General features: G+C 45.4%; 21 protein-coding genes. 15 read left to right on the plus strand and 6 right to left on the minus strand.

The genetic code is table 11. From position 1 onward, the window contains the following. The first annotated feature begins 5 nt into the window (after positions 1–5). The 3 genes from rlmB to FSB75_RS03350 are packed head-to-tail and all read left to right on the plus strand — an operon-like array spanning position 6 to position 2,685. The gene (gene rlmB / locus FSB75_RS03340) at positions 6–791 is read left to right on the plus strand and encodes a 23S rRNA (guanosine(2251)-2'-O)-methyltransferase RlmB (protein ID WP_146782738.1); all 786 of its coding nucleotides are present in this window, start codon (positions 6–8) and stop codon (positions 789–791) included. Continuing rightward, a complete protein-coding gene (locus FSB75_RS03345) occupies positions 788–1,672 on the plus strand; it encodes a hydroxymethylglutaryl-CoA lyase (protein WP_146782742.1) in 885 nt (294 codons plus the stop codon). Before rlmB ends, FSB75_RS03345 begins: the two co-directional genes overlap by 4 nt. Before the next feature lie 17 nt (positions 1,673–1,689). Continuing rightward, positions 1,690–2,685 (plus strand): GSCFA domain-containing protein, encoded by a 996-nt coding sequence (locus FSB75_RS03350; RefSeq protein ID WP_146782745.1) that lies wholly within the window; start codon positions 1,690–1,692, stop codon positions 2,683–2,685. 60 nt (positions 2,686–2,745) lie between these two features. Here FSB75_RS03350 and miaE read toward each other — a convergent pair whose 3' ends face one another. Further along, positions 2,746–3,366 (minus strand): tRNA-(ms[2]io[6]A)-hydroxylase, encoded by a 621-nt coding sequence (gene miaE, locus FSB75_RS03355; protein ID WP_146782750.1) that lies wholly within the window; start codon positions 3,364–3,366, stop codon positions 2,746–2,748. A gap of 239 nt (positions 3,367–3,605) precedes the next feature. On the opposite strand from miaE, the gene rpsO reads away from it, so the two are divergent. From rpsO to FSB75_RS03385, 6 genes are all read left to right on the plus strand, one after another. After that, a complete protein-coding gene (gene rpsO, locus FSB75_RS03360; protein WP_146782753.1) occupies positions 3,606–3,875 on the plus strand; it encodes a 30S ribosomal protein S15 in 270 nt (89 codons plus the stop codon). Between the two features lie 149 nt (positions 3,876–4,024). Continuing rightward, entirely contained in the window at positions 4,025–6,334 is a 2,310-nt protein-coding gene (pnp, locus tag FSB75_RS03365) for a polyribonucleotide nucleotidyltransferase (protein ID WP_146782756.1), read from the plus strand. A 56-nt stretch (positions 6,335–6,390) separates the two neighbouring features. Next, positions 6,391–7,197 (plus strand): 50S ribosomal protein L11 methyltransferase, encoded by an 807-nt coding sequence (gene prmA / locus FSB75_RS03370; RefSeq protein ID WP_146782760.1) that lies wholly within the window; start codon positions 6,391–6,393, stop codon positions 7,195–7,197. A 68-nt stretch (positions 7,198–7,265) separates the two neighbouring features. Continuing rightward, entirely contained in the window at positions 7,266–7,910 is a 645-nt protein-coding gene (plsY, locus tag FSB75_RS03375) for a glycerol-3-phosphate 1-O-acyltransferase PlsY (protein ID WP_146782763.1), read from the plus strand. 88 nt (positions 7,911–7,998) lie between these two features. Further along, positions 7,999–8,808 (plus strand): M48 family metallopeptidase, encoded by an 810-nt coding sequence (locus tag FSB75_RS03380; RefSeq protein WP_146782766.1) that lies wholly within the window; start codon positions 7,999–8,001, stop codon positions 8,806–8,808. A gap of 175 nt (positions 8,809–8,983) precedes the next feature. Further along, complete coding sequence (locus FSB75_RS03385; protein ID WP_146782770.1) at positions 8,984–9,430, plus strand: hypothetical protein; 447 nt, start codon at positions 8,984–8,986, stop codon at positions 9,428–9,430. Between the two features lie 491 nt (positions 9,431–9,921). Here FSB75_RS03385 and FSB75_RS03390 read toward each other — a convergent pair whose 3' ends face one another. After that, a complete protein-coding gene (locus FSB75_RS03390; RefSeq protein WP_146782773.1) occupies positions 9,922–12,060 on the minus strand; it encodes an elongation factor G in 2,139 nt (712 codons plus the stop codon). A gap of 76 nt (positions 12,061–12,136) precedes the next feature. Continuing rightward, positions 12,137–12,505, minus strand: a complete 369-nt coding sequence (locus FSB75_RS03395; protein ID WP_146782776.1) for a hypothetical protein — start codon at positions 12,503–12,505, stop codon at positions 12,137–12,139. A gap of 374 nt (positions 12,506–12,879) precedes the next feature. On the opposite strand from FSB75_RS03395, the gene FSB75_RS22335 reads away from it, so the two are divergent. Next, positions 12,880–13,116, plus strand: coding sequence for a four helix bundle protein (locus FSB75_RS22335; RefSeq protein WP_394345166.1), 237 nt, complete (start codon positions 12,880–12,882; stop codon positions 13,114–13,116). An 87-nt stretch (positions 13,117–13,203) separates the two neighbouring features. Next, complete coding sequence (gene dnaG, locus FSB75_RS03405; RefSeq protein ID WP_146782779.1) at positions 13,204–15,228, plus strand: DNA primase; 2,025 nt, start codon at positions 13,204–13,206, stop codon at positions 15,226–15,228. A gap of 380 nt (positions 15,229–15,608) precedes the next feature. Here the strand turns inward: dnaG and FSB75_RS03410 are convergent, their stop codons facing one another. Both FSB75_RS03410 and FSB75_RS03415 read right to left on the minus strand, forming a co-directional pair. Continuing rightward, positions 15,609–17,114, minus strand: coding sequence for an NAD(P)H-hydrate dehydratase (locus FSB75_RS03410; protein ID WP_146782782.1), 1,506 nt, complete (start codon positions 17,112–17,114; stop codon positions 15,609–15,611). Positions 17,115–17,272: 158 nt separating this feature from the next. Then, on the minus strand, positions 17,273–18,445 hold the full coding sequence (locus tag FSB75_RS03415; protein WP_172623051.1) for a serine hydrolase domain-containing protein: 1,173 nt from the start codon (positions 18,443–18,445) through the stop codon (positions 17,273–17,275). 193 nt (positions 18,446–18,638) lie between these two features. Here FSB75_RS03415 and serA point away from each other — a divergent pair, with 193 nt between their 5' ends. Then, positions 18,639–19,868 carry a phosphoglycerate dehydrogenase gene (gene serA / locus FSB75_RS03420; protein WP_146782788.1) on the plus strand — a complete coding sequence of 410 codons (1,230 nt, stop codon included), beginning with the start codon at positions 18,639–18,641 and terminating at the stop codon, positions 19,866–19,868. 86 nt (positions 19,869–19,954) lie between these two features. Next, positions 19,955–21,349, plus strand: a complete 1,395-nt coding sequence (locus FSB75_RS03425; RefSeq protein ID WP_146782792.1) for an NAD(P)/FAD-dependent oxidoreductase — start codon at positions 19,955–19,957, stop codon at positions 21,347–21,349. 1 nt (position 21,350) lies between these two features. Here the strand turns inward: FSB75_RS03425 and FSB75_RS03430 are convergent, their stop codons facing one another. Then, complete coding sequence (locus FSB75_RS03430; RefSeq protein WP_146782795.1) at positions 21,351–21,818, minus strand: heme-binding domain-containing protein; 468 nt, start codon at positions 21,816–21,818, stop codon at positions 21,351–21,353. A 139-nt stretch (positions 21,819–21,957) separates the two neighbouring features. Here FSB75_RS03430 and msrB point away from each other — a divergent pair, with 139 nt between their 5' ends. Together msrB and msrA are read left to right on the plus strand one after the other, a co-directional pair. After that, positions 21,958–22,497, plus strand: coding sequence for a peptide-methionine (R)-S-oxide reductase MsrB (gene msrB, locus FSB75_RS03435; protein ID WP_146782798.1), 540 nt, complete (start codon positions 21,958–21,960; stop codon positions 22,495–22,497). Between the two features lie 7 nt (positions 22,498–22,504). Further along, on the plus strand, positions 22,505–23,149 hold the full coding sequence (gene msrA, locus FSB75_RS03440; protein WP_227990754.1) for a peptide-methionine (S)-S-oxide reductase MsrA: 645 nt from the start codon (positions 22,505–22,507) through the stop codon (positions 23,147–23,149). Positions 23,150–23,191 lie beyond the last annotated feature (42 nt).

Below are 23,191 nucleotides of genomic sequence, written 5' to 3' on the forward strand. Positions count from 1 at the left end.
TTTCCTTGAAACATTTCCGACCACAAAGCCGCCCCAAGAAATCTTTGCTCGTTGTGGGCCGCAAGGCTGTAACAGAAGCTTTGAAAGAAGGCAAGCCGCTGGAACGCATCTATCTTCAAAACAACCTTGGCGGGAAAGAATTGAGTGAGCTTGTAAAGCTGGCCGAACAAAACAACGTTCCTGTGAATAAAGTGCCCGAAGCCAAGTTAAATGCATTTAACGTTACCAGTCACGAAGGGTGCGTGGCTTTGCTTTCAAAAATTCAGTACCAGGATTTGCAGGAAATAATTTCATTTGTGGTGGAGAGGGGAGAAGTGCCGTTGTTTCTGTTGCTTGACGGCATCACCGACATCCGCAATATCGGCGGCATTGCCCGAACGGCTTTTTGCACCGGCGTAAACGCTATTATCATTCCAGACAAAGGGGTGGGCATGCTAAACGAAGATGCTATTTTAACATCAGCAGGCGCTTTGGAAAAGTTGCCGGTATGCAGAGTAAACAGTTTGCTGAAAGCAATAGATGAATTGCATCTGAACGGTATTAAAGTTTTGGCCAGCGAAATGACTGCCGCGGAAAATGTATTTGACATTGATTTTAAAGAACCGCTTGCCATCATTATGGGTAGTGAAGAAAAAGGAATTTATCCCGCATTGTTGAAAGCAAGCGATGAAAAATTTAAAATACCGATGGTAAATGATTTCGAGTCGTTGAACGTCTCGGTCGCCACGGGAATGATTTTGTACGAAGCGATGAAGCAGCGTCAATTCACGAGAGCAAAGAGTGAACAATGATTCCAACAACCAATCAGCCAATTAACCAATCAACTTATCAACTCGTGGAATGTCCCCGCGACGCAATGCAGGGCTGGGGTCATTTTATTCCAACCGAAAAAAAGATTGCTTACGTCAACAGTTTGCTGCAAGTGGGTTTCGATATAATTGACTTCGGCTCCTTTGTTTCGCCCAAAGCCATTCCGCAATTGGCCGACACAAAAGAAGTGGTGAGGGGCTTAACCCTTCAAAATTCAAGCTCAAAATTGCTTGCTATTGTTGCCAATACAAGGGGAGCGGAAGAAGCGGTTGTGTACGATGAAATCTCTTATCTCGGTTTCCCGTTCTCCATTTCCGAAACCTTTCAACAACGAAATACCAACAGTTCAATAGACGAAAGCTTGCACAGGGTAGAGGAGATTCAAAATCTTTGCATGAAAAACAACAAGCAACTTGTTATTTACCTGAGCATGGGTTTTGGCAACCCATACGGCGATCCTTACAACGAAGAAATTTTATTGAAATGGGCCGGTGAAATGGTGAAGAAAGGCATTCAAATTATTTCTTTGGCAGATACCGTTGGCGTGGCTACGCCAGAGCAAATCTCATTTGCGTTAGACACATTGATTCCAAAATATCCAAACACAAGTTTCGGTGTTCATCTTCATTCTACGCCTGACAATTGGAAGGCAAAATTAGAAGCGGCTGTACACGCAGGTTGCAAACGCATTGACGGCGCATTGAAAGGCATTGGGGGTTGCCCTATGGCCGGCGATGATTTGGTGGGGAACATGAACACGGAATCCATCATTTCCTATTTCGAAGAACATGCTTTGCCAATCAATATAAACAAAGAAGCGCTTCAGTTCAGCCTGCAATTGGCTTCCCAAGTTTTTGTTTGATCTCAATTCGTGTTTAAATGAAGTTTCGTTTTGAGTTTACCATAAAGAAATTACCGGAACCTATTACCCACCGGCACAAGCTTTTGCTGATCGGTTCTTGTTTTACCGAGAACATTGGTGAAAAACTTGATAACTTCAAATTTACCACGCTGCAAAATCCCAATGGAATTTTGTTCAATCCGGTTAGCGTTGCGGAAGCTTTGACCGCTTACATTGAAGCGAAACAAACGGAAGAAAAGGATTTGTTTTTTTACAACGAAGCATGGCACAGTTGGAAACATCACAGTCGTTTTTCAGGCCTTACGGCCGATGAAGCCCTGCAAGAAATAAACAACTCAACGGCAGTTGCACACAAGTTCTTAAAAGAAGCGGACTATCTTTTTGTTACACTCGGTTCTGCTTGGATTTACACCTTAACAGAAAAGGCAACGAACGCAAAAGTTGGCGCAATTGCGGCCAACAATCACAAGGCGCCTGCCGATTGGTTTCAACGGAAATTGTTGACAACCGAAGACGTGCTGCGTGTGCTGGACAACCTCATTCACCGGCTGTTTTTGTTTAACGCAAAGCTGAAAATCATTTTCACCATCAGTCCTGTGCGACATTTGCGCGACGGTGTAGTGGAGAACAACCGCAGCAAAGCCGTGCTGATTTCAGCGGTGCACCATTTGGTAAACAAGTTTGACCGGCTTTATTATTTCCCCGCTTATGAACTCGTGATAGACGATTTACGCGACTACCGTTTTTACGCGGAGGATTTAGTGCACCCGAATTATTTCGCCACGCAATACGTTTGGGAGAAGTTGGTAGATGCTTGCATGGATGGAAAAACAAAGGAGTTGATGGAAGACATTCATGCAGTCACTCTTGCGTTTAAGCACAAGGCTTTTAATCCGCATTCGGCGCAGCACAAAAAATTTTTACAAACCAACTACGAAAAAGTGGTACGGCTGCAACAAGAACAGCCCTATTTAAATTTTGCGAAGGAGTTAAACTATTTTGAAGGGAAGTAGTGTTCGTTTTTCAGCAGGAAACGGCGGTAGTGTATTCCTATGCCGGCGCAAGCCAATCAACTAATGCATCCGGTCGCCGCGGACCTGAAGATTCTGAATGACCTCTGCTTCGTAATCCAGCCATTCTTTCCAACGGCGGCGCACAGCTTCTTTGTCAACATAGGTTTCGGCAAGCTCAATGAAAAGCGCATAATGCCCGGCTTCGCTTTCCATAAAACGACGGTAAAATTTACGCAAGTATTCGTCTTGCAATCCTTCGCTTAAACGTTTAAAGCGTTCACAGCTTCGTGCTTCAATCATGGCCATGAGCAGCAATTGGTCTAAAAACCTTCCGTGATGATCACCGCCTTTTTGAACAAAAAGAAGCAGGGCGTTTACGTAATCATCACGGCGTTGTTTTCCTAATCTCAACTCCCGTTTTTTTATTTCGGCCAGCACCAGCCGAAAGTGCCCCCATTCTTCGGTAACGATAGGGGCCAATGCTTCTACCAAGATTTCTTTTTCGCTGTATCGTTGAATAAGGGAAATGCAGGATGTGGCCGCTTTTTGTTCGCAGTAAGCATGGTCGGTTAAAACCTCTTCCAAAGAAATTTGTGCGAGGTTCACCCAGCGCGGATCGGTAGGCAATTGTAAACCGAGGATGGCTTTTGTGTCGGTTGAAACAGAATCAAATTCGGACATACCGCAAAAATATCTTTCAAATTTTATCTGAACCGGTATTGATTGGATGTATGGGACGAGCGAAATAAAATAATCCCGTTCCTCTCATACATCTCACTTATCCCGTTCAGACAATATCTTAACTCATTCTTAAAGACCGTACTCGCCACTTGGCAAAAAAACCATTTTCCCCTACCTTCGCCGCCAAAACAAAGTAAAAACAAAAGTGTCCAATTGGGACGCGAACAAAATCGTTAACGATGTCAGTAACCAAAGAAAAAAAGGCGAGCATTTTTACACAGTTTGGCGGTACCGCTACAAACACGGGCTCTATTGAAGGCCAGATTGCTTTGCTCACCGAACGTATTACCCAGATTTCGGGTCACCTTCAACAGAACAAAAAAGATTTCTCCACGCACCGCGGACTGATGCAACTGGTAGGCAAACGCCGCCGCTTGCTTTCCTACCTGCAAAAGCACAACTTGCAAGGCTACCGCGAATTGATTGAAAAATTAGGCATTCGTAAATAATTATAGCAACAGCCAGAAACCCTTCCGACACCGGAAGGGCTTTTTGCTTTACGCAGCCTGTTTTCATTCCTTCCAAAATCACTTTCCATTTGAACGGTTGAGCGTTCGCAATAACGCAAACCTCAAATTTCAAATCTCAAATTCAAAAGATGTTATCTCAAAAGTTCTCAAAAACATTTGATATAGGCGATGGCCGCGAAATTACCATTGAAACCGGCCGACTGGCCCGCCAGGCCGACGGTGCCGTGACCGTACGTTGCGGCAACTCTATTTTGCTTGCAACGGTGGTGGCTACACAAGAACCCAAAGAAGGCCAGGACTTTTTTCCGTTAAGCGTAGATTACATGGAAAAAATGGCCTCCGCTGGCCGCATTCCCGGTTCCTTCTTTAAGCGGGAAGGCCGCTTAAGCGAATCGGAGATTTTAATCTCCCGCTTGATTGACAGAGCGCTTCGTCCCTTGTTTCCGGAAGATTATCTCTGCGAAGTGCAAGTGATTGTAACACTCATTTCATCCGACGAACAAATTCTGCCCGACGCAATGGCTTGCCTCGCGGCATCGGCTGCGTTGTCGGTGTCGGACATTCCTATTAAAGAAGTGATCTCGGAAGTGCGTGTTTGCCGCATTGACGGTGAGTACAAAATCAATCCGACGCGTGCAGATATTGAAAGAGCCGAACTTGATTTCATCATAGCTGCTACGCAGGACAACATTATGATGGTGGAAGGCGAAGCGAAAGAATGCAGCGAAGATGATTTGGTAAAAGCGTTGGAAGTGGCGCATGAGGCCATTCGCATTCAAATTAAAGCGCAACACGAACTGCGCGATATGGTTGGTGTTACGGGCAAACGCGATTACCCAAAACCAGCCACCAACGAAGTCTTGCAGAAAAGAGTTTACGAGTTTGCCACCGAAAGAATGGAACAACTTTCGAAAGGCAATTTGCCAAAGGCAGAAAGAAAAGAAACGTACAAGGGAATCTATAATGATTTGATTGCCGTTTTGAGCAAAGAAGAAAACCTACCCGAGGGAGAAGAAGTGGCTTCGGATGTAAAAAAGCTGGTGAAGAAATATCTCGGCGATTTGCAATACGATGTGGTGAGAGACATGATTTTAAACGACCGTGTACGTTTGGATGGACGTGGACTTGAAGACGTTCGCCCTTTGGATATGGAAGTGGACGTGTTGCCAACGCCGCACGGCGCCGCTTTGTTTACCCGCGGCGAAACACAGTCGCTTACAACTGTAACGCTCGGTACTCCGCTTGACGAATTGCTGGTAGAAACTGCCGGCAAATCTTTCGATTCGAAGTTTTATCTCCACTATAATTTTCCTCCTTTCTCTACCGGTGAAGTAAAATTTTTAAGAGGCGCTAGCCGGCGAGAGATCGGTCATGGTAAACTTGCCGAACGTTCGTTAAAGCAAATGATGCCCGGCGGCGATTATGCCTATACGGTTCGCGTAGTGAGCGATGTTTTGGAAAGCAACGGTTCATCGTCCATGGCAACGGTTTGCGCCGGTTCCCTGGCCTTGATGGATGCAGGTGTTCCCGTGCCGAAACACGTTGGCGGCGTGGCAATGGGGCTGATTACGAAAGAAGGAAAATATGCGGTGTTGACCGACATCCTGGGTGACGAAGACCATCTTGGTGACATGGACTTTAAAGTAACCGGAACGAGAGATGGCATCTGTGGCATTCAGATGGACATTAAAGTGGATGGCCTGAGCATGGAGATCATGCGCAATGCACTTGAGCAAGCCCGCCGTGGACGGATGCACATTTTGGATGCGATGTACAATTGCATATCCGAAGCCCGCAGCGAAGTGAAGCCTCATGCACCGCGAATGGTGAAGATGTTCATTGACCGTGAGTTTATTGGTGCGGTGATAGGGCCTGGTGGTAAAGTAATCCAGGAAATTCAACGCGAGACTGGAACGACGATCAACATCGAAGAAAAGAACAATCAGGGTGAAGTCAGCATCTTTGGTACCGATAAAGAGAAGGTAGAAAAAGCTCACAATTGGGTGAAAGGAATCGTGGCCGTTCCGGTTGAAGGCGACGAGTACGAAGCAACGGTTAAATCAATTATGCCCTACGGTGCCTTTGTTGAATTTTTGCCGGGCAAACAAGGTCTGTTGCACATTTCTGAAGTCAGCTGGAAGCGCTTGGAAACATTAGAAGGCGTATTAAATGAAGGCGATAAAGTAAAGGTTAAACTGACCGGTACTGATCCGAAGACAGGGAAATTTAAACTTTCAAGAAAAGTGCTTTTGCCAAAACCCGAAGGAATGCAGGAAAGAAGCGACAGAAGCGAGGGAGGTGAAAGACGCCGTGATGACCGTCCGCGATTTGAAAACCGCCGGGACGAACGGCCGCAGGGCGAAAGGCCGAAGTTGCAACGCAACCCGGGAGCATCAGATGACGCAACGAAACAAAACTCTGAAGCGGAAAACCAATAAATTAAGTCGCTACAAAGCTAAAGGCTGTCAACCGACAGCCTTTTTAATTTTACGGCATGAAACACGTTAAACTTGAGATAATAGCCAACGAATATCAGCAGGAGGAATTGATTGCGCTGCTGGATGATTACAATCCTTCCGGCTTCGAGCAAACCGATGAAAAACTGGTGGCTTATTTTTCGGAAGAAGGTTTTGCAAAGGATGATGTCCTGAAAATTCTGGAAGGCTATTCGTTTGTACTTGGCGAAGTAGAAGAAAAAAACTGGAACGAAGAATGGGAACGCAACTTTAAGCCGGTGGTTGTCGGCGACTTTGTTGCGGTTCGTGCAGATTTTCATCAGCCCGTAAACGGCGTTCAACACGAAATCGTCATCACACCAAAAATGAGTTTTGGCACCGGCCATCACGCCACAACGCACATGATGATGCAACAGATGCGGGTTATGGACTTCACAGACAAAATCGTTTTTGATTTTGGCACCGGTACCGGCATCTTGTCTATTCTGGCCGAAAAACTTGGTGCGGCAAAAATTATAGCCATTGATGTGGACGAGTGGAGCATGGAAAACGCAAATGAGAATATTGAACGAAACGGCTGCTCAAAAATCACGGCCTCTTTGTCTTCGCAAATTCCCACTCAACAATTTGACGTAATTCTTGCCAACATCAACCGCAACGTTATTCTGGACTATTTGCCTTTTCTCGTAAAAGCATTGCATCTGGGAGCGGTGATTTTGTTCAGCGGGCTTTTAATTAGAGATGAGCAGGACATTAAAGCCACAGCAGAACAAAACGGATTAATACTCAGGCATCGTAGCGAAAAGCAGGGCTGGCTTTCGCTTTTATTTGTTAACGGCCAATGAAGAGAAAATGAATTTAACTTGAAGCCTTCCCTTGTTTTGTTATCTTTGTTCTCCTGTTAACTACTTGCATGAACGAAGTGTTCCTTATTATCCTCGCTTACTTAATTGGCAGTATACCCACTGCGGTTTGGACAAGCAAATACTTTTTTGGAATAGACATTCGTGATTACGGCAGCGGCAACGCCGGTGCGACCAATACGTACCGTGTTCTCGGGGCAAAGTGGGGAACTTTTGTCATGGTTGTGGACATGCTGAAGGCCTTGGTTGCAGTCAAGCTTGTTTTCTTTCTTCCCTATGCGCAACAGAGCGATTTTTATTTAATCAACATGCAATTGGGCTTGGGCCTCTCTGCTGTTTTGGGTCATATTTTTCCTGTCTGGGCGGAGTTTAGGGGCGGCAAAGGAGTGGCCACCTTGTTTGGAATGGTCTTGGGGATTCAGCCAAATGTCGCTATTTGCTGCGTGGGTGTTTTTGCCTTGGTTCTTTACTTAACCAGATGGGTTTCGCTCAGTTCCATTTTAGCAAGCGTGGCCTTACCTGTGTTTATTCTTGTCATTTTCAACGAGCCTGAGCCGCTTTACCGCATCTTCGCCATTACCGTGGCTCTTTTGGTTTTATTGACTCACCAAAAAAACATCGGCCGCATTTTGAAGGGTAATGAAAACCGCCTTCCCATCTTAAAGCACCGCGACCGTCGCCGCAACCGCAAATAGCAATTAACGTTTTCTGCGATTGCAGATTTTCTCTGTCTTCTTGTTTTGGTATAATCATTGAATTTGCTCTACCATTAAATCTTTTGAAATGGTACAGAAAATTTTGACCCTATTTTTTGCCGCCGCAACAGTTGTCGCCTGCTCGACGAACAAAATCACCGGCCGTTCCCAATTGCATTTGTTACCAGAATCCGAACTCCAGTCGATGGGTTCCCAGCAGTACCAACAGTTTTTATCGGAAAATAAAGTTGTAAGCGCTTCAGCAGACCGGGATGCCGAGATGGTGCGCCGTGTTGGAAGCCGTTTGGCGAATGCTGTAGAGAAGTACTTTGCTTCGAAAGGACTTCAAAAGCAGCTTGAAGGATACAAATGGGAGTACAACCTTGTGGCCAACAACGAGGCCAACGCTTGGTGCATGCCCGGCGGTAAAATTGTCGTTTATACCGGCCTTCTGCCTTATACAAGAAACGAAGCCGCTCTGGCGATCGTTCTTGGTCACGAAATTACCCACGCCGTTTTCCAGCACGGAAACTCACGCATGAGTCAGGGATTGCTTCAGCAACTTGGTGGTGTTGCGCTTTCGGTCGCTCTTTCGCAAAGACCTGCTGAAACACAGAACCTTTTCTTACAATCCTATGGTGTTGGCTCAACATTGGGAGTGCTCGCCTTTTCGCGCAGCGATGAGTCTGAGGCTGACCATTATGGTTTAATATGGGCCGCATTAGCTGGATACAATCCCCAAGAGGCCATTCCTTTTTGGGAAAGAATGGCGCAAGCAGGAGGTTCTAAGCCTCCGGCACTTTTAAGCGATCACCCTGCGGATGATAAGAGAATTGCCGACATTAAAAAATGGATGCCGGAAGCAATGCAGTATTACAAGCCCGTCGGAAGCCGTTAAAAACGGACAAACCTTATTCGCTAAAATCCCGCTAAAACCCACTGGTGGCGGGATTTTTCGTTGGTAAATAGTTGGAACGCGGCGCGGAATGTAGTACATTTGCGGCATATTTCAGAATGGAGAAGTCCTGTTTAGTTCTTTTCTTCTTATTGATTATTAACCAATAAAACAGAGTATGTCCCAAACAATTTTAGACAAACTGAATCTGAAAAACGAAAAAAACATCTTAATTCAAGGACTGCCATCATCAATAGAAAAACAATTTGTAAAGCTTTCGTTCGCTAAAAATCTTACTCCGCTTTTAAAATCCAGAAAAATTGATTTTGCCTTAATTTTCACCGTTAGTGAAAACCAGCTCAACAGCATTTTAGCAGACATTATGCCGGCCCTTAAATACGAATCGCAGTTGTGGGTAGCACATCCAAAGCCAACTTCTAAAATCAGTACGGATTTAAACCGGGAGAGCAGTTGGAACAAGCTGAGTGAATTGGGTTTTGAAACAACGGAATTGGTTTCCCTTGATCATGTTTGGCAGGCTTTTAATTTTAGAAAGAATGAGGAAGAGGTGGAAGTAGTAGAAGTGAAGGTAGAGCGTAAAGTAAAAAAGGCCATGGCCCTTTAAATATTTTCTTACCACAAATAAAAAAAATGACCACGTTAACGTGGTCATTTTTTTATTGAGCTATTTCTTGGGTTAATTGTCAAGATTCGAGAGAAAAAAACCCTCTTTGTGTAAAACGGTTTGATTGGGAACCGGTGTTAAAAGCGAATCTTTTAAAAGCTTTTCTACCAAACGAAGTTGCTGTTCCTGATCGCCGGATTGGGCTATTAACCTCCAGCTTTCTATCTTCATTAGGGCTCTTTGGCTTGTTTTGGTAACGTGTCGGTCCAGCCAATCACTCCTTTCGGCAAGATAAAGCTGGTGATTTCGGAAATAGGCATGCATAGGTAATAGATTGGGATTTACTTGTTTTCGTTTTAATCGGAACAAATTAAACAGAAAAAGTTTAAAAACACAATATCCTAAAACTATTGCTAAGCAATTATCGCTCAAAAACTAAAAAAGCCTGATGAATAAATCAGGCTTTGAGGCATTGGAGAATGAAATCAGCTTCAGGCGATTGCCTCTTCGGCTGATTTGTTATACTCTTCTGTCAACTTCTTCTGCAATTCATATCCCATCGGCTGATAGCTTTCGAAACGCATTTTAAATTTTGCTCGTCCTTGCGTAATGGAACGGAGCGAAGAAGAGAAACCATGCATTTCTGCCAAAGGAACTTTCGCTAATACTTTCTGAAAATGTCCTTCCGCGTCAATTCCCTCCACCATGCCGCGACGGCTTTGCAAGTCGCCCATCACCGCACCGGTTAATTCTTCTGGACAAAGAACTTCTACCTGGTAAATGGGTTCGAGTACTTGTGGGTCAGCTTTCTGAAACGCATCTTTAAAGGCCATAATGCCGGCAATTTTGAAAGAGATGTCATTTGAATCCACTGCGTGCATCTTGCCGTCGTAAACACAAACCCGAACGTCGCGAACGTACGAACCGGTTAACGGTCCTTCGTTCATTTTTTCCATCACACCTTTTAAAATAGAAGGCAGAAAGCGGGCATCAATGGCGCCACCAACAATGCAATTATAAAATACCAATTTCCCACCCCATTCCAAATCGAAAGTTTCTCTGCCGCGAACAGTAAGCCCTGAGGGATCAGGCATTCCTTCATAATACGGTTCAATGCGCATGAACACTTCGCCAAATTGTCCCGCACCGCCAGATTGTTTTTTGTGCCGGTAATTGGCCTCTGCCGGTTTGCGAATGGTTTCGCGGTAGGCAATTTTTGGCTTGCCAAATTTTACCGGCACCTTTTGGCCGTTTTCAATTTTCCATTTGGCAACCGCAAGGTGCATATCGCCCTGGCAATGAACAAGCGTTTGCTTTAGCTCTTTTGACATTTCAATGATGAGCGTTGGATCTTCTTCCCGAAGCTGGTGCAAGGCTTGGGCCATTTTTTCCTCTTCTCCTTTGTTTACGGACTCGATGCAAACCGTAACGTTTGCGGTTGGAAATTCAATGGGCGGCAACTCCATCATCTTTCCCTTTGCGTGCAGGGTGTTGTTGACGTGGGTGTTTCGAAGCTTTAGGGTAGCGCCGATGTCGCCGGCAACAAGTTCCTGCACAGGGAGGCGTTTGGCCCCTTCGAGCAAAAAAAGCTGGTTGATTTTTTCGATCACGCCGTTCGATTCGTTCACCAGTTCCATTCCGGTTTTAACAGTGCCGGAAAAAACTTTAAAGAAAGAAAGATCGCCGACGTGTGGTTCGGAAATGGTTTTGTAAACAAAAAGACAAGGAGGCCCGGCAGCATCGCAGGGCACTTCTTCACCTTTAATTGTTTTTTGTGGGGGCATTTCGTTGGCGCTGGGACACACGTTGTCAATGAAACCCATCAACCGTCCGCTGCCCATGTTGCGCAAGGCGCTTAAACAAAACAGCGGGAAAATGTCGTGGGCAATCATGGCTTTCTTCAAGCCTTCTTTCATTTCATCTTCTTCCAATTCGCCTTTGTCAAAATATTTTTCCATCAGGGCTTCGTCGTTGCTGGCTATTGCTTCTACCAATTCTTTGTGAAGGGCTTCGGCTTTTTCTTTTTCCTCATCGGGTATGGCCAGCTTTTCCGGCTTGCCACCGGTATCGTGAAACTTGTACATCGTCATGCGAAGCACATCGATGATTTCGTGAAAGCCGGCGCCTTGTTGCCGCGGGTATTGCACCACGGTTACTTTACTACCAAAATGATCTTTGGCTTCCTGAACGGTTCGGTCAAAGTCGGCTGAGTCGTCATCCAGTTTGTTTACAGCAAAAATCATCGGTGTTTTAAACTTATCGGTGTATTCCCAAATAATGTCGGTGCCCACTTCTACGCCCATCGTGGCATTCAGAACCATCACGCCGGTATCGGCCACACGCAGCGCAGACAACACTTCGCCTACAAAGTCATCGTAGCCGGGTGTATCAAGAATGTTGATCTTATAACCTCGCCATTTGGTGTGCATCAATTTTGAAAAAATGGAGTTGCCGCGTTCTTGTTCCAACGGGTGATAGTCACCAACGGAAGTGGCTTCTTCAACAGAGCCGCGGCGGTTAATGAGACCTGCTTCAAAAAGCATGCATTCCGCTAAGGTTGTTTTGCCGGAGCCGGCATGGCCCAGCAAAACAATATTTTTTACGTGTGAGGTATCAAATTCGGCTGCCATAAAAAATTTGTTTTAAATGAGGCAATAGAAGGAAAGGCATACACAGGTGTATGAAGTGGAAGAGGAGAGGAAAGGGCTATGGACAACTGGTATTGTTGATGAAATTCTTGAACTCATCGCGGAGTTCCTGCAACGTACTTTCAAGGCTGAGAAACTCATTCAGCAGGCGTTCATGGCCGGCGTAAACGCCTTCTTCCGTGTCGGCTTGTTGTACCTTTTTTTCGTGTGATTTAATGGTCTGCTTCAGGTCGTGGATGTTTTGAAGCTGGATGTCGAATTGGTTTTGAAAGTGTTCGACTTGTGTGAGGTGATTTCTGGAAAGTGATTTTTTGCACATTTCGAGAAGGGCTTTTTCGCAGCTGTGAAATTCGTCACGGTAACTGCGAAGAATCTGCCGCCAGTCGGCGCATTCTGCTGCAAGCTGTGAGATGTCTGTTTGAACCATGGGATGAACGTTTTAGAAGTTAATAAATAGATTCCTGTTCAGATGTCCCCCGGTATGGATGGTAGTTTAAATTTAGCCCTCTTTTCAAAGAAAAAAAGATTTTTTTTGAAAGGGTAATGCGTAAATTATTTGCCGCATTGCGGGTTAATCCGGTAAACCGCTAACCGGGTAATCCGGGGCGTAATTTGCGGCTGTTCTTTTCCTGATTAAAATACTGCTTATGGATGTTTATACATTGGAAACACTTGACGTGTACAATGAAGCCGAAACTTTTTCTGATAAAATTTGGGGTATTGTGGAGACGTGGAGTTGGTACAAGAAAGAAACCATCGGTAAACAGCTAACAAGAGCGGCGGATTCCATTTCGGCAAAACATTGCCGAAGGTTACGGACGATATTTTTACAAAGAGAGCAAGCAATTTTATTTTTATGCACGTGGCTCTGTCCAAGAAACAAAAGCCTGGCTTTCTAAATGCAAGCGCCGTCAGATTGTGGATGTGGAGTATTGTGCCGCACTTTTGAACGAAGCCGAAAAAATTATGGCCATGCTCAACGCCTACATAAAATTTGTCGCAAATTCGCAAAGGAAGCCGCTACCGAAAAAGGGTTAAACATCTTCTTTTACTTTATGGCAAGCAATGACTTCCCCGTTTTTCCGGATAACCGGATAACCGGATTAACGGATAACCCGGATTAACGTGATAACACAAAACACCATACAGCAAATTCTTTCGCGGCTCGACATTGTTGAAGTCGTTGGTTCTTTTGTCAAGCTAAAAAAAAGAGGTGCGAACTACCTTGGCAATTGCCCTTTTCACAACGAGCGGACGCCGTCGTTTACCGTTTCGCCGTCCAAAGAAATTTTTAAGTGCTTTGGTTGCGGCAAAAGCGGCAACACGGTTTCTTTTTTAATGGAGCATGAAAAGCTTTCTTACGTTGAAGCTTTGCGTTGGCTGGCGAATCGCTACAACGTGGAGATTGAAGAAACCGAAACTTCGCCCGAGCAAAAGCAGGCGCAACAAACGGCTGACAGTCTTTTCATCATAAACGCCTTTGCGCAAAAATTTTATGCGCAGAAACTGTTAGAAACGGAAGAAGGGCAAACAAATGGCTTAAGCTATCTGAAAGAACGTGGGTTCAACAAAGACATCATCCAAAAATTCGGTTTGGGTTACGCACCCGATGGCCGCGACGCTTTGACGAAAGAAGCCATTGCGGCACAATACAACAGCGAACTTTTGCAAAAAACCGGATTGGTGGTTGAACGCAATGGACAGTTGCAGGACAATTATCGCGACCGCATTATTTTCCCCATTCACAACAACAGCGGCAAGGTGATTGGCTTTGGCGCAAGGCTGATCAAGAAGAACGACAAGGCGCCAAAGTACATCAACACGCCGGAGAACGAGTTGTATGTAAAAAGCAAACTTCTTTACGGAACTTATTTTGCCCGGCAAGCCATTGACAAAGCCGACGAATGTTTTTTGGTAGAAGGCTACACCGATGTTTTGTCGCTGCATCAAGCCGGGATTGAAAACGTAGTGGCAAGCGGCGGCACATCACTCACGCAAGACCAGCTTCGCCTCATAAAAAAATACACGTCTAACCTTACCATTATTTACGATGGCGACGCGGCGGGAGTAAAAGCCGCGCTGCGCGGTTTGGACATGGCCCTGGAAGAAAGCCTGAATGTGAAACTGGTGCTGATTCCCGATGGCGAAGACCCGGATAGTTATGTGCGAAAAGTGGGAGAGAAGCGCTTTCGCGAGTTTGTGCAGGAGAACAAAAAAGATTTCATTCTTTTTCAACTTGACGTTCTATTAAAAGATGCAGGCAACGACGGGGCGAAAAAAGCCGACGTAGTAAACCAGGTTGCCGAAACGCTTTCCAAGATTGACAAGACCGAAGATTTTACCAAGCAACAGGATTACATAAGGCAATGCGCCGATACGCTAAAGATTGACGAAGCAGGTTTTACGGCACTCGTTAACAAGTTCATTCGCAACCGCCTTGCTTCTGATAAAAAATTGCCTTTTGAAGAAGCGCAGCACTTTGAAGAAAACGCGAAGAAAGCCGCGGTGAACGAGTACGACGACAATACTTATAACCTGCTTTTTAAAGACGAATTGCAGGAACGTGAAATTGCCCGTGTGTTGTTGGAATACGGCAACCGCGAGTGGGAGAACGGCGAGCTAACTGCACAGTATATTTTTTCGGAACTGCCCGAAGAAGATCTTTTTGAAAATGAAAGCGTGCTGCAAATTTTGCACGAATACAAAAGCCATTTAGAAAGTGGCGAAGTGATTGACAAGAACTTTTTTGTTTATCATCCGGATAACAAGCTGAGCACTTTTGCGGTTTCGCTCATGCAATTCAAATACGAACAAAGCCATCATTGGAAGGAAGAGTTGAGTCAATCAACCGGCTATCAAAAGTCTTTGTTCCAACAGGATTATAAAACGTTTTTGCATCTTGTAAACCGCGAGAACGCAAAAGAATTGGAACATTATTTAAAAATAGAAGAAGACCGTACACCACAGGAAATCATATCGGCCATCACGTATCTGAAACTGAAAAAAATAAAAAAGCTTCTCATCCAAAATCATGCGGACATGGAGAAGGCTTCACCTTCCGGCCAGATGACGCTTTTTTTAACGCACCAGCATCTAAAGCAAATGGAAATGGAACTGACAAGCCAATTGGGCAGCGTGATAGTAAAATAGTTTGCAACAAAACATTCTAAATAAAAAGCCGCTACAAAAAATTGAAGCGGCTTTTTTATCAGGCGAAAAATAACGTCACTTTCATTCGGTTTTCACGGACGGACGCCTGCGGTTTTTCAGGATTGGACAGCGGTTTTCATAGTCATTGGTACAAGGACAGGATGATTGGATTGGTTTTGTTCGGACAATTGGATTTGTTGTTTTTCAAGGAATGGAACGGCTTTTCAGGCTTGGATTGGTTTTTTTCATTTGGATATCCGGTTGGTTCTTCAAGGATATTGTTTTCTCAGCATTGTATAGATCAGTAATCAGACAATGAAAGAATGTAACCGGCACGGCAAATTTTTTCCGGAATTTTAATTAATCAGGCTTGTAATCAATCATTGCAAGACGAGAAAAACATCGGCAAGCGCTTCAATTGTGTGTGAAGGCAACATGGCTTCCATCGAAAATTTGCGGGCTGCAAAATCACCGGCCCAACCGTGAATGTAAACGCCAAGCATCGCTGCATCTTTTGGCGGATAACCCTGTGCCAGCAAGGACGTAACAACACCCGTTAACACATCGCCGCTGCCGCCTTTGGCCATGCCCGCATTGCCCGTAGAATTAAAACAACAAGGCCCTTCCGGCGCGGCAATAAAACTGTGGTGGCTTTTTAAAACAAGAACAAGCTTGTGTTCTTTTGCTTTTTGCCGGGCTTTTTGAATGCGTTCAAAATCGTTTGCGTGCTCTCCGAACAAACGGTCAAATTCTTTTGGGTGCGGCGTAAGAATGGAGTAGGGTGGAAGCTGTGATATCCAATCTTTATTCAGCGATAAACAGTTCAATCCATCGGCATCAATAACCAAAGGTTTATGATAACGGCGAATGACAAAGGAGAGGAGGTGCTGTGTTTGTGCATGTATGCCCATGCCCGGACCGATTCCAATTGCAGAAAATTTTTCAATGTCATCGGGCAGATTGGTGAGATGCTTTTCTTCTTCGTCCACAAGACACATGGCTTCGGGTGCAGAAGTTTGCATGACAACGTAGCCGCAGTTTGGGATGAAGGTTGTTGTCAATCCTGCGCCGGCATACATACATGCTTTGGTGGACAAAACAACGGCGCCCATTTTGCCGTAACTGCCGCCAATAATCAACGCATGTCCAAAACTGCCTTTGTGCGCAAAGCGTTGTCGCGGACGGAATATTTTACGGATCATTTTTTCATCCAGCAATAACTGCGATTCAACAATCTCTTGCAAATAACCGGGATGCAAGCCAATGTCCAGTACAACGACTTCGCCAATAAAAGGTGCGTTTTCCTGCACCAATAAACAAAGCTTATAACATTGAAACGTCAGCGTATGATTTGCTTTTATCACCGCATTGCCGAGGGATGATTTTTCGATAAACAAACCGCTTGGCAAGTCAATGGAAACAACGGTAGCGCCGCTATCATTAAGGTATTGCACAAGCTGCGCAGACAAGCCTTCCAATGGTTTGTTCAATCCTGAACCAAACAAGGCATCAATAAGAACGTCGCCTTGTTCAACAACAGGAAAGGTTTCTGACGATTGAATGAAATGAAGATCCGCAAACGGCAATTCGTGCAGGCGCTGGAGGTTGATTTGAAAGTCTTCACTTCCCAATTTTCCGAACTCCAGGATAAATACAGAAACCGAATAACCTGCCTGCAACAATAGTCGAGCAATCACCAAGCCATCGCCGCCGTTGTTTCCCTTCCCACAAAAAACCCGGAATTTTTTTCCTGGCCAGGGCTTCTCTTTTAGCCAGCGTACGCATTTGCCTGCGGCACGTTCCATTAAATCAACGGAAGCGACAGGCTCGTGCTGAATGGTAAACTGATCCCAGGTTCTTATTTGTTCGGCAGATAAAATTTGCACGGTTAAAAATACGGCAAACAGGAATTTAGAATAAGCAATCAACAATGGGCAATCGGCAACTAACAATCGAAGCGTTGCCGTTTGATCTCTTCAAAATTTATTGACGAATGCGAGAGACAATAAATTTCAGTTGTCCATTGTTGATTGCCAATTGCTGCTCATTCTTCGCCTTCGTCCTGTTTGCCGTCGTAATTGCCAAACACGTCGTAGAGTTTTTTGGCCGTGCTGTAAACCGCGGGATTGAAGCGGTTGGTGAAAATAATGATGGTTGCTTTTTCTTCGGGCAGGCGTGCAAAGGCAATATTGAAGCCGTGCCAGTGCCCATTGTGGTAGATGATTTTTTTGCTGTTTGGATAAAGCAGCATACGCCAGCCCAAACCGTAATTGTGAATCCCCGGCTTCTCGTTGCTGTAAGGTGTGTAAGCAGCTTCAAGTGTTTTTGGCGAAAGCACTTTGCCTTCTGTTAAAGCCTGGTCCCAAATAAGCAAGTCACGCGGCGTAGAAAAAATGTTTTTATCGCCGTATGGCCCGTCAGAAAAATCAAGACTCCACAAAGCGTTGTTCGGTTGAAACGATTGAATGTGTCCGGCTTGTTCGTTCGGGCTAATCACGAACGAATGATTCATGCCCAAAGGCTCAAAAAATGTTTTTTTCAGAAACTCCGGAAAGGGCATCCCGCTTACTTTTTCAACAATCAGCGCCAGCAAAACAAAATTGGTGTTGCAGTATTGAAAACGCCTGTCGGCGTTGGCAGCTTTGGGCACATTCCATGTCAGCAGCGAGTTCAACACATCGGCGTTGGTAGCCTGCTTCTTCCGGTCCCATTTTCCTTTTTCGGTTTCGAAATAATAGAGATAATTCGGCAAGCCGCTGCGGTGGTCAAGCAAGGTTTTTACCGTCACACCTGCGTATGGAAAACCCGGAAAATATTTCGACACGCTGTCGTTGATATCCAGCTTGCCTTCTTCCCATAATTTTAAAACGGCAGCGGAAGTTATGGTCTTACCGGTTGATGCAATTTGAAAAGAGGTTTCGGCTGTAATGCTGTCCTTTGTTTTAATACGCGGGTCTTTCGTGCCTACGTATTGTTCGTACACAATAGCACCATCTTTGGCTACAAGAATGGAACCGTTAAACCGTCCGCGAAGAAGATTTTTATCCAGCACTTCCTGTACTGCATTGTGGTACTTAATGCTGTCTTGCGGCGGCAGGCTTTTGGGTACAAACTTTACAGTGGAGCTTTGGGCTTTTAGTGCCGGTACTTCGGCTTTGGGTGAATTGCAGGCGTAAATAGCAATTCCACAAATCAGGGCGATGAGGTTGTTTTTCAAAAGACGTAGATTGTTCTTGTTCAGTAAAGAGGGTAAAAATATCAGCTTATCTCTTACAAAAACAAATCCAAGCCCAAAATTTCTGTATGCTTTTGCATTCCTTCGGCGGAGAGCGGAAAAATGCCGGTTGGACATCGTATCATCGGCGAAAATTATTGCCTGCCCGCTGAGGGTTATTGTTCATATTTGTGAAATGGAGACCACAAGCTATCCAAAGGAGAAGATCAAAATTTTGTTACTGGAAAACATCAGCGACAAGGCCGTGAAAAATTTTACCCGCAACGGGTATACACAAGTCGAAAAGCTTACGAAAGCTTTGCCGGAAGACGAACTTATTGAGGCCGTGAAAAACGCTCACCTTATTGGCATTCGCTCTAAGACGAAAATCACTCCAAGGGTTTTGGAAGCCGCAAAAAAATTACAGGCCATCGGTTGTTTTTGCATCGGCGTTAACCAGGTCAATCTTGACCGTGCAACGCAATGCGGCGTGGCGGTTTTTAACGCTCCTTATTCCAACACACGTTCCGTTGCAGAACTTGTAATTGGTGCGGCCATCATGCTCATCCGCCGCATTCCCGATAAAAACATCGCGGCGCACAAAGGCATCTGGATGAAAGAAGCCAAAGGCAGCTACGAGCTTCGCGGCAAAACGCTTGGCATTATCGGTTACGGAAACATCGGTTCGCAGGTAAGCGTTCTGGCCGAAGGCCTTGGCATGAAAGTTATTTTTTACGATGTAGAAACAAAACTGCCGTTGGGCAATGCCACCGACAGCAAATCGTTGAAAGAACTTCTTTCCACAGCCGATGTGGTTACGCTTCACGTTCCCGAAACCGCGCAAACAAAAAATTTAATCAACAAGAACAACCTCAAATACTTTAAAAAAGGTTCTATTCTCATTAACTACGCAAGGGGAGAAGTGATAGAACTTCCTGCACTGCGAAAAGCAATGGAAGACGGGCAAATAAGCGGTGCGGCGATTGATGTTTTTCCGGTGGAACCTGAAAAAAACGGTGACCGTTTTGAAACCCCTTTGCAGGGCTTGCCCAACGTAATTCTGACGCCGCACATCGGCGGCTCAACCGAAGAAGCGCAGGAAAACATTGGCGAAGACGTAAGCAACAAACTTTTGAACTACCTTGATAAAGGCATCACCTTTGGTTCGCACACGGTGCCGGCATTATCGTTGCCGCCGCAAGCCGGAGCACACCGCATTTTGCACATCCATCAAAACGTGCCCGGTGTTTTATCGGCCATCAACAATGCTTTGTCAACAAATCACATCAACATTGTGGGCCAGTACCTCAAAACAAACGAAAGCATTGGTTACGTGGTAGTGGACGTAGACAAGCAACTTTCCCGCAAAGCCGAGGGCCTTCTGCGCGAAGTGCCCAATACCATAAAGGTGCGATTATTGTACTGAGTGGATGACGGTTTACAGATGACAGATGACTGCGTTTACCTTTAGCGTTATCCGTCATCTATCATCGGCCATCTAAACTCAAGAAAATGCCTTACAAAGTTGTCATTGTTGGCGCCGGTTTTGCCGGGCTTCGTCTTGCCCGCAAACTGAACAACCATCCCGGTTTTGACGTATTGCTGATCGATCGGTTCAACTACCACCAATTCCAGCCTTTGTTCTACCAGGTGGCAACAGCCGCGCTTGATGCTTCAAACATTTCTTTTCCCTTACGCAAGGCCTTTCACAAAAGCAAAAACGTTCGCATTCGGGTAGAAGAAGTGAAAAGTATAAACACCGCGCAAAACAAAATCGTTACTGAAAGCGAAGAGTTAAGCTATGATTTTTTGATACTTGCGTTGGGTGCCGATACAAATTTTTTCGGCAACCAAACGATGGAGCAGCAAACCTTCCCGATGAAATCAACGGTTGAGGCGTTGCAGATTCGCCACCGGCTCATTCAAAATTTTGAAGATGCTTTGCTGGCAAAAAACGAAGAAGACGTACAACGATTGATGAACATTGTAGTGGTGGGCGGCGGCGCAACCGGCGTAGAAGTTTCCGGCGCATTAGCCGAAATGAAACGTTACGTACTGCCGAAAGATTATCCCGAGCTTGACTTTAGCAAGATGAACATTTACTTAGTGGAAGGTGGCGACAGAACGCTGGGTTCTATGAGTGAGAAGTCATCAGAAGACTCGCGTCGCTATCTTGAAAACCTGGGCGTCACCATTCGTACAAAAAACGTGGTGAAAGATTACGACGGACAGAAAGTAACGCTTGCCGATGGAAACACCATTCCTGCCAATACGGTAATTTGGGCAGCCGGCATTAAAGGCAACGTTCCGGAAGGCATAGACAAAACGCTTGTTGTTCGCGGCAACCGCATTAAAGTCGACCGGCATTGTTTAATGCAAGGTTCGCAAAACGTTTACGTCCTTGGCGACCTTGCCTACATGGAAACAGCCAAGTGGCCAAAAGGCCATCCGCAAGTAGCCTCGGTGGCTATTCAACAGGCCGATTTGCTGGCAAAAAATTTAAAACTTTTTGAACGCAAATCGAACGATGTTTATGAATTTGAATACAACGACAAAGGTTCGATGGCAACCGTTGGCCGCAACAAAGCTGTAGTTGATATTCCGAAACCAACGATGCATGTACGCGGCTTCTTCGCCTGGTTGATTTGGATGGGCCTGCACTTGTTTTTAATTTTGGGCGTGAAGAACCGCATCATTATTTTCATTAACTGGATTTACAGTTATCTCACTTACGATCAAAGCCTGCGCTTAATCTTCCGCGAGTTTTACCGGCCCAAGCAACGGCCGCAAGAGGTAAGACAAATAACGACCGCGAGCAATCCCGCAAGCAGCCCGCAACCGGCGCAAACAGCACCTGCCGTCCCAACTTCCGGCGACCTTAAACAAGCCGCAGATTTCAAACGATAGCTTAAGGCTGAATTGTCTTTTCCGCAGCGCGGGCCCAATCAACAATCATCTTCTTTTGCGCTTCGGAAAGTTTTGCATCGGCGTGCATCCACAGGTAAGAAGACAAAGGCATTTCGCCTTTCTCTACCAATTCAGCAGTTTCATCCAATTTCTTTGCCTGCTTCTTGGCGGGATAAGAGCCAAACTCTGTAAAATTCAATTTGCGTTTGCCTTCGTTGATGTGATTGGTGATCCACCAGCTAACCGGCGCAATTTGGTCCCACCAGGGATAATCGCTGTGGTTGGAATGACAATCGTAACAGGATTTTTTCAGCGCAGTCATCACACTGTCCGGCACAGCCACCACGGTGCTTATGTCTTTTGGCCCGCTAGGCGAGCCGTTGTTCTTTGCCGGACGAATGGCTTGCGCCGCTAAAAAAGCCAGCAGAAGGATAGCCAGAATCTTTTGTTTTTTGCTCCATTTTTTCATAGCCCGAAACTAATTAGTATGACCAATCAAAATTGCATTGTTTACACGTAATTTTCTACTGCAAAATCGCTTACGTTGTTTTAACAATTGTTGAAAAACCGCGCCTGGTTTTTTTGCGTTCATTTAAAAAACAAAAACCATGCGCTTATCAAAATCTTTCGTCTTTATGGCGTTGTTGCTAACAAGTTCTTTTGCCGGCTTTACACAACAAAAAAATCAAAGCTGGCCGCAGCCGGCCTTCGCCCGAAAAAATCAAAGTTACCCGATGAAACTGAGCGAAGACGAATGGAAAAAACGGCTAGGCAAAGAACAGTATATTATTCTGCGTCAGGAAGGAACCGAAGTTGCGGGCACCGGCAAATATGAAAACTTTGACAAAGAAGGAACCTATTATTCCGCCGCGTCTCTGCAACCTGTATTCAGTTCCGAAACGAAGTTTCATTCGGGCACAGGCTGGCCGAGCTTTTTTGCGCCCATTCGCAAAGACGCCGTGTTATTGGTAAAAGATGACAGTTATGGCATGACGCGAATTGCGGTAGTGGACAGTAAAAGCGGTTCGCATTTGGGCCATGTGTTTGACGACGGTCCGAAACCAACCGGCAAACGCTATTGCATCAATTCGGCCGCTTTAATTTTTGTACCGAAAGGCGGTCAGCCGCCAACATCAGCAAAACAATAAACGGTTTATGAAAAAGATTTTTTTCTTAACTGCCATCATCGTTTCGTTAGCGTCCTGTGCGCAGACAAAAGGCGAAAGCTTTAAAGCCCCCGCACCGGAAAAAACGCCGCCGTCGAAAAACGAAGCCGTAGCAACTTTTGCCGAAGGCTGTTTTTGGCATACTGAGATTGTCTTTCAAAGTCTGAAAGGCGTACGGGACGCGGTTTCGGGTTATGCCGGCGGAACGACGACTGATCCTGATTACGATAAAGTAAGCACCGGAAACACGGGCCATGCGGAAAGTGTGCAAGTATATTACGACCCGTCGAAGGTTTCGTTTGAAACTCTTGTGGCTGCGTTTTTTGCCAGTCAGGATCCAACGCAGGTGAACGGTCAAGGTCCCGATGAAGGAACGCAATACCGTTCGATTGCATTTTACCGGACGCCGCAGGGAAAGGCAATCATTGAAAGGGAAATTGCCCGTATTAATTCCTCGGGCAAATACAAGAATAAAGTGGCGACGCAGATTGTGCCGTTTACAAAATTTTATCCGGCGGAAGATTATCACCAGGAATACATTGCGCATCACCCGGAAAATATTTACGTGCAGCGGGTGAACATTCCGGATTATTTACGTTTTCGGAAAGAGTTTAAAGGACCCTTTAAGGATTGAGTTTATTTAGTGGCTACAGGCAAAAGCCGGTTTATAATAACC

It is taken from the genome of Flavisolibacter ginsenosidimutans (assembly GCF_007970805.1).
Classification (GTDB): Bacteria; Bacteroidota; Bacteroidia; order Chitinophagales; family Chitinophagaceae; genus Flavisolibacter; species Flavisolibacter ginsenosidimutans.